This window comes from Halosimplex rubrum, assembly GCF_013415885.1.
In the GTDB taxonomy this organism is placed as follows: Archaea; Halobacteriota; Halobacteria; order Halobacteriales; family Haloarculaceae; genus Halosimplex; species Halosimplex rubrum.
The window spans coordinates 4473772-4480147 of the sequence record NZ_CP058910.1 but is presented as its reverse complement, the minus strand read 5'-3'; the positions used below and the strand labels follow the sequence as shown (position 1 = coordinate 4480147).

The 6376-nt window shown below is 71.6% G+C and carries 5 protein-coding genes and 1 tRNA gene; 2 read left to right on the top strand and 4 right to left on the bottom strand.

The annotated features are described in order from the left end of the window. Positions 1 to 59: 59 nt before the first annotated feature. On the top strand, positions 60 to 296 hold the full coding sequence (locus HZS55_RS22360) for a hypothetical protein (RefSeq protein WP_179909731.1): 237 nt from the start codon (positions 60 to 62) through the stop codon (positions 294 to 296). Between the two features lie 35 nt (positions 297 to 331). On the opposite strand, the gene HZS55_RS22355 is transcribed toward HZS55_RS22360, so the two are convergent. Together HZS55_RS22355 and HZS55_RS22350 are read right to left on the bottom strand one after the other, a co-directional pair. After that, positions 332 to 3646 (bottom strand): bacterio-opsin activator domain-containing protein, encoded by a 3315-nt coding sequence (locus tag HZS55_RS22355; RefSeq protein ID WP_179909730.1) that lies wholly within the window; start codon positions 3644 to 3646, stop codon positions 332 to 334. A gap of 112 nt (positions 3647 to 3758) precedes the next feature. Next, positions 3759 to 3829, bottom strand: a tRNA-Gly gene (locus HZS55_RS22350). Positions 3830 to 4003: 174 nt separating this feature from the next. Between HZS55_RS22350 and HZS55_RS22345 the strand changes: the two genes are divergently transcribed. After that, entirely contained in the window at positions 4004 to 4837 is an 834-nt protein-coding gene (locus HZS55_RS22345; RefSeq protein WP_179909729.1) for an NAD+ synthase, read from the top strand. 31 nt (positions 4838 to 4868) lie between these two features. Here HZS55_RS22345 and HZS55_RS22340 read toward each other — a convergent pair whose 3' ends face one another. Further along, a complete protein-coding gene (locus HZS55_RS22340) occupies positions 4869 to 5576 on the bottom strand; it encodes a DUF3105 domain-containing protein (protein WP_179909728.1) in 708 nt (235 codons plus the stop codon). An 83-nt stretch (positions 5577 to 5659) separates the two neighbouring features. Beyond that, positions 5660 to 6340 (bottom strand): enoyl-CoA hydratase/isomerase family protein, encoded by a 681-nt coding sequence (locus tag HZS55_RS22335; RefSeq protein ID WP_179909727.1) that lies wholly within the window; start codon positions 6338 to 6340, stop codon positions 5660 to 5662. Positions 6341 to 6376 lie beyond the last annotated feature (36 nt).

The following is a 6376-nucleotide window of genomic DNA, read 5'->3' as shown; positions in this document are numbered from 1 at the left end:
CGGTGTCCGTACCCCGGTCGCGCAGAAGACTTATCTCCGGGAAATCATTTCCGGGTGGTATGGATGGAGCCGGCGGAGAGGACACGGGGGAGACGGCACATGGATCGAAGGCCACCGGTGCGAGCGCCCCGGACGCGGTCGCCAAGGGCGAAGCGGCCAGCCGATCCGAAGATACCGAGGAGGTGTCGGGGATCACCGGGTCGTCGGTCGTCAGGACGGTCGTCGGGTTCCTCGCCGGGCTCGGTGTGTTCTTCGCGCTGCTGTACGGCCTGTCGATCGTGTTGAATTCGTACTGAGCGGACGTGACCTCGACGGCCGGTGCCCCAATCGTCTACCGCCCGGAGTGCGGGTCGAACAGCTCGTCGAACACCTTCCGCTGGGCGGCGCGGAGGTGCTGGTGGTAGGTGGGCCGGGAGATGTCCATCGAGCCGGCCAGGTCGTCGCCGTCCACGTCGCGGGGCCACTCGAAGAAGCCGCCGAGGTAGGCGGTTCGGATGGCGGTCTCCTGGCGGTCGGTGAAGCGGTCGGTGACGGCCTCGCGGAACTCCTGGCGGGTTCGGACCGGGCGCTCGTGCTCGTGGTACCCCACGAGGTCGGTGCCGCGGTAGCGGTCGGAGACGAGCTCGAACAGCTCGCGGGCCTCGGCCTCGTAGGGGAGTTCGATGGTGTAGCGGACGCGGCCGTCCTCGGCGACGACCGAGCGGGTGACCGCGCCGTGGTCGGCCAGCGACTCGACGAGCGAGTCGTCGACGACCGCTTCGAACAGCACGTCGCCGTCGTGGTCGGCGATGATACTCGACGCGGTGACGCCGTCGTCGCCCGACAGAGTCGCCTCGATGTCCTCGGCGTCGGCGCCGCTGGCGGCGACGTACAGCCGGATGCTCCCGTCGGCCTCGTGGACCGACCCCGTCAGCTCGTAGGTCGCGTCCGTCTGCGCCGACAGGCGGTTGAACAGGAGGTCGTCGTCGCGCACGGTGAACTCCAGCTCGACGACGCGGTCGGTCGAGAGGATACGGCCGCTCTCGATGGCGTTGACGGCGTTGGCGACAGCCCGCCCTAGCGCGTCGAGGACGACCTGCTCGCGGTCGGCGAAGGCGTCCGTCTCCGGGGCGTAGACGCAGAGGACGCCGTAGCTGGCGTCCTTGTAGGTGAGCGGGACGGCGATCATCGAGCCCAGGCCGGCCTCGCGGGCGGTCGCGTGGACGCTCCCGTCGGGCGCGTCGGCCAGGTCGTCGACGATGTGGGTGGCCTCGTCGTCGAGCGCGAGCGCGGCGGGGTCGGCTGCGTCGCGGGCGGTCGACCGGTCCAGCGACAGGTCCGCGACGGCGTCGGCGAGTTCGGGTACGTCGCCCTCCCAGGCGGCCGCTTCCAGGCGTTCGGCGGCCAGGTCGGGCCGGCCGATCCAGGCGAAGGCGTAGGGGTCGGTGGCGACGAGCTGCTCGACGACGCCGGCTTCGAGCTCCTCCCGCGTGCCGGCCTGGACGAGCACCTCGACGGTGTCCTCGATGAGGCCGTTGATCCGGTCGACGAGCGTGTCGACCCGCTCGCGGGCCTCGCGGACCTCCTGCTCGCGCTTGGCGCGGTTGGCCGCGGCGGCGGCGCTGGTCGCCAGCAGCTGGGCGGCCTGGCGGTCCGTGTTCGAGAAGGCGTCGACCGTCTCGGCGCCGATACTGATGGTGCCGTGGACGCCCATCGGGACGTGCAGCGCCGAGCGGACGATGTCGTGCGGGTGGTCGTCGTCGACGGTCGACGTGTCGGAGACGACGACCATCTTCCCGTCGACGAACGCCCGGCCGGGACCGCCCTCGTCCACGTCGTAGGTCGGGGTCTCGACGCCGCGCTCGGCGACGGCGTCGGTCGTCCCCGCGGGTTCGAGGCGGTCGGTCTCGCGGTCGAACAGGCGGACGGTGTTCAGCTCGAACCCGAGTACCTCGCCGACCGCCTGGGCGGCCATCTCGGCGACCTCCCCGCGGTCGCGGGCCTGCATGAGCGACCGCGAGGAGGTGACCAGTTCCGACAGCATCTCGCGGTGGGCCTTCTGTTCGGTCACGTCGCGGACGACGCCGACGACGCCCCGGGCCGCCCCCTCCTCGCCGGTCAGCGCGGTCAGGCTGTCCTCGCAGGGGACCGGCGGACCGCGCTTGCGCTGGACGGTCGACTCGACGGTCCGCTCGGTCGCCTCGCCGGAAAGCAGCGCGTCGACGGCCGCCGCGGTCGCGTCGTCGTCCTTGACGACCGAGACGTGCTCGCCGACGAGTTCGTCGGCGTCGTAGCCGGTGATCCGGCACATCGCGGGGTTGACGAACGTGAACCGGCCGTCGCCGTCGAGTTCGTAGACGCCGTCGTCGACCGAGCGGACGATGGTCCCGTAGCGGCCGAGCTCGCGCTCGCGGTCGCGGCGCTCGATCTCGTAGCTGACCCACTCGACGAGTAGCTCGATGAACGTCTCCTCGGCGTCGGTGAAGGGCGTCTCGCGGGCGTCGGCGGCGCCGAAACAGAGCGTCCCGTACAGCTCGCCGTCGACCAGCAGCTTCCCGCCGAGGTAACACTCCATCCCGTGGCGCTCGTAGGCGGGGTCGCCGTCCCACCCATCCGCCCCGGCGTGTTCGAGCGCCAGCAGGCCGTCGGTTTCGAGGGTCCGCCGGCAGTAGCTCTCCTCGACGGGCTGGCGGGTGCCCGGCTCGATGGCGTCGCCGTGGGCGGCGACGACGGTCTGGGTGTCGCCGTCGATCCGGGTCAGATACCCCAGCGGCAGGTCGAGGCGCTCGCACCCGACCGCCAGCGCCCGCTCCAGTTTCTCGTCGAACGACCGGTCGCGCGAGGAGGCCAGCCGCTGGAGGTCCCGCAGCGCCCGCTCGTTGCGCTCCAGCTCCGCCTTCGTCCGCTTGCGCTCGGTCACGTCGCGGACGTACACCGACAGCCCGTCCGAGGCGGGGTAGACCGACACCGACAGCCAGCGGTCCTCCGGGTCGTAGCGGGTCTCGAAGCTTCGGACCTCCTGGCTCGCCAGCGCCTCGCGGTACTCCCGCTCGAAGACGGTGCCCCCGAGGTCGGGGAACGCCTCCCAGACGACCTCGTCGACGGCCTCGTCGGGCGAGCGACCCAGCGCCTCGGCCGCCGGCTCGTTGAGGTAGGTGATCCGCCAGTCGTCGTCCAGCCCCATGACCGCGGCGTCGACGCGTTCGAGGACCCGCTCGGCGTTCGCCTCGGGCGGCCGGGCCGCCGCGGGAACCGCCCCCGATACCGGCCGGTCGCCGCTCCCGTCGGCGGCCGCGCGGTCGCGCTCGCCCGACAACAGCCGTTCGACCCGCCGCGCGAGGACGGTCCGGTCGTCCCCGCCCGCCCGCACGAAGTCCGCGACCCCCGCCTCGAAGGCCGCGTCCGGGTCGGGACCGGCGTCGTCCCCGACGACGACGACCGGCGTTCCGGTCGACCCTCCCGCGCGGTCGACGAGCGCCGCCAGCGCGTCGCCCGTCGCCGGGCCGACCCAGACGACGCAGTCGACTCTCTCCGGGTCGAGTTCGCCGGGATCCGCCGCGCTCGCCGCTTCGACGGTCACCCCGTCGACCGCCGCGAGGTCGTCGGCGACCGCTCGGCCTCCGTCGCCCGGCGGACCGGCCACCAGAACCTCGTCGCTTCCTGCCATTGGGGCCGTCTTTCGCTCGAAGCGGCTTAAACCCAAGTATCGGCGTGGTCGGCGGGATCTGCCGGTGAGCGCGGCTGACCCGAGAGGAAACCGATAGAAGACGACCGCGGTATGCGCCGTCCGGGAATTGAACCCGGGCTATTAGCTTGGGAAGCTAATGTCCTACCACTGGACCAACGGCGCTCACTTCGTTCGCCCCGCGACTCGCGGTCCGGTCGACCGCTCACCAACGGCGCCCGCTTCATCCGAGAATCGCAGTCCCGATCACTTGAACGTAGCGCTTCGGCCGAGTGGACGGACGGTCACCGATCCGGGCCGACACGAGGGTATTAGTCGCACTCGTGCCAATCGTTCGGTATGGCTACGACCGAGGAACTCGTCCGGGCGACCGACCCGCTCGATATGTCCCTCTCGACCGAGGAACTGGACGCCCATCGCGAGCACATCACCGACTTCATCGCCGCGCAGTACGAGGCGGCGGGCGCCGACCGCGTGGTGATAGGGCTGTCGGGTGGGATCGACAGCACGCTCACCTCGCATCTGGTCGTCGAGGCGCTGGGCGCCGAGACCGTCCACGCGCTGGTGATGCCCAGCGAGGTCAACCGCGAGTCGAACATGAGCGACGCCGAGCGGGTCGCGAGTGAACTGCTAGATGTCGAGTACGACGTCGTGGAGATCACGCCCATCGCCGACGCGTTCCTCGACGCCTACCCCGCGGCCGACGAGGACCGGATGGCGACGGGGAACCTCTACGTGCGGATCCGCGCGGTGTTGAACTACCTCGTGGCCAACACCGAGGGCGGGCTGGTCGTGGGGACGGGCAACCGCACCGAGGCACTGGTGGGCTACTTCACGAAGTACGGCGACGGCGCGGTGGACTGTCACCCGATCGCGAACCTCTACAAGCAACAGGTGCGCCAGCTGGCCCGCCACGTCGGCGTGCCCGACGATCTGGCGGCCAAGGAGGCCAGCGCCGGCATGTGGGTCGACCAGACCGACGAGGGGGAACTCGGGATGAGCTACGACACGCTCGACTCGATCCTGGCGCTGCACGTCGACGGGCCGCTGTCGGTCTCGGCGACGGCCGACCAGGTCGGCGTCGACGCGGAGACGGTCGAGCGGGTGCGCGGACTGTACGAGGGGAGCGAACACAAGCGGGCGGCGCCGCCGGGGCCCGAGCCGCTGTACTGAACTGCGAGAAGTCGTCTCTGCCGTCCGACCGTTATCGCACCGGGTTCTCGGGACCGCGGCCGAGGTACTCGGCGGTGAACGCGCGGACCGTCGAGTCGTCGTACTCGTCCATCGTCAGCCGCTTGGTCCACGCGGTGAGGACGTACGTCGACTCGGGGTTCTCGTTGGGGTTCGGGACGGCGATGAAGTTCCGGAAGTTACCGCTCTGGTTGGTCGCCCAGCCGCGGAGGCTCTCCTCGGCCTCGGGGGTCAGCTCGGCCGGGTCGTAGTAGACGACGACGGCGCCGTGTTCGAGCGAGTGGACGAGCGACTCCATCGGCGGCTGCTCGCTGTAGAAGCCGGCCGTCTCCCACGTGCCGCCCCAGTGGGTGCCGCTGGTCGGCGGGACGCGTTCGTACTCGATCTCGGTCCCCTGCTCGCGGTGTTCGAGGCCGTTCGACTCCTCGGTCTGGACCTGCGAGATGACCGACTGGTCGCCGCTGTCGGGCAGGCCGCTCGCCGCGGCGGTCCCGCCCGACCCGCTCATGAGGAAGGTGACGTAGACCACGAGCCCGCCCGCGAGCGCGAGCAGTCCGACCAGGATCGCCGGGCCGAGCGGGACGCCGCCGTCGTCGGGCTCCCGGTCGGCGACCCGCCGTCTATCGATCGAACCCAGTTCCCCCTCGTGTTCGTCGGCGAGGTGGTCGAGGTAGGCGTCCTCGCCGTCGAACGTCGCCCCGCAGTAGTCGCAGTCCGGCATTAGCCGTCTATGAGAGGTCACCGCTCTCGAAGGTTTCGGTTGTGGCGGGCGTGGAGGCGGCCGTCTCGCGCCACGCGAGTCGTCTACCGCTCGTAGTCGGCGTGCAGGTCGGCGAACGCCTCGGCCTCGCGGCCCTCCCGCTCGGCGCGGTCGCCGTCGTCGCGCAGGCGTTCCTTGATCGTCCGGAGCGCCGCCGGGTCGTTCCCGGCGATCTCCGTGGCGACCGCCCGCGGATCGTCGACGACGCGGGAGACGAGTCCCGTCCGGAGCGCCTCCTCTGCGTCGAGGACTCGCCCCGACAGCGCGATATCCATCGCCTCGCCGAGGCCGACGACCTCGGGCAAACGGACGGTCCCGCCCCAGGCGCCCAACAGGCCGATGGCCGCGCCCGGTTCGGCGAAGGTCGCCTCGGGCGTCGCGACGCGCACGTCGCAGGCCAGCGCGAGCTCGACGCCGCCGCCCCGGGCCGCGCCGTCGACCCCCGCGACGACGACCGACTCGCTCTCGGCGAGGGTCGCCGCGACGCGCTGGCCGCGGCGAGCGAACGCTTCGGCCGCTTCGCGGTCTCCCAGGTCGGCGACCGCGTCGAGGTCTGCGCCGGCGCAGAAGGCCGCTCCGGCGCCACCGAGGAGGACGACGGGTGCGTCGGCGCCGTCGACGGCCGATTCGAGGTCGTCGAGGGCCGCCGGCGTGAGCGCGTTGCGGTGGTCGGGGCGGTCGAGCGTGACGACGCACACGTCGCCGTCGGAGTCGGTCTCGATCACGGGCGGGCCTCCGTCCCGGGGGCGAGCCGCCCCGGG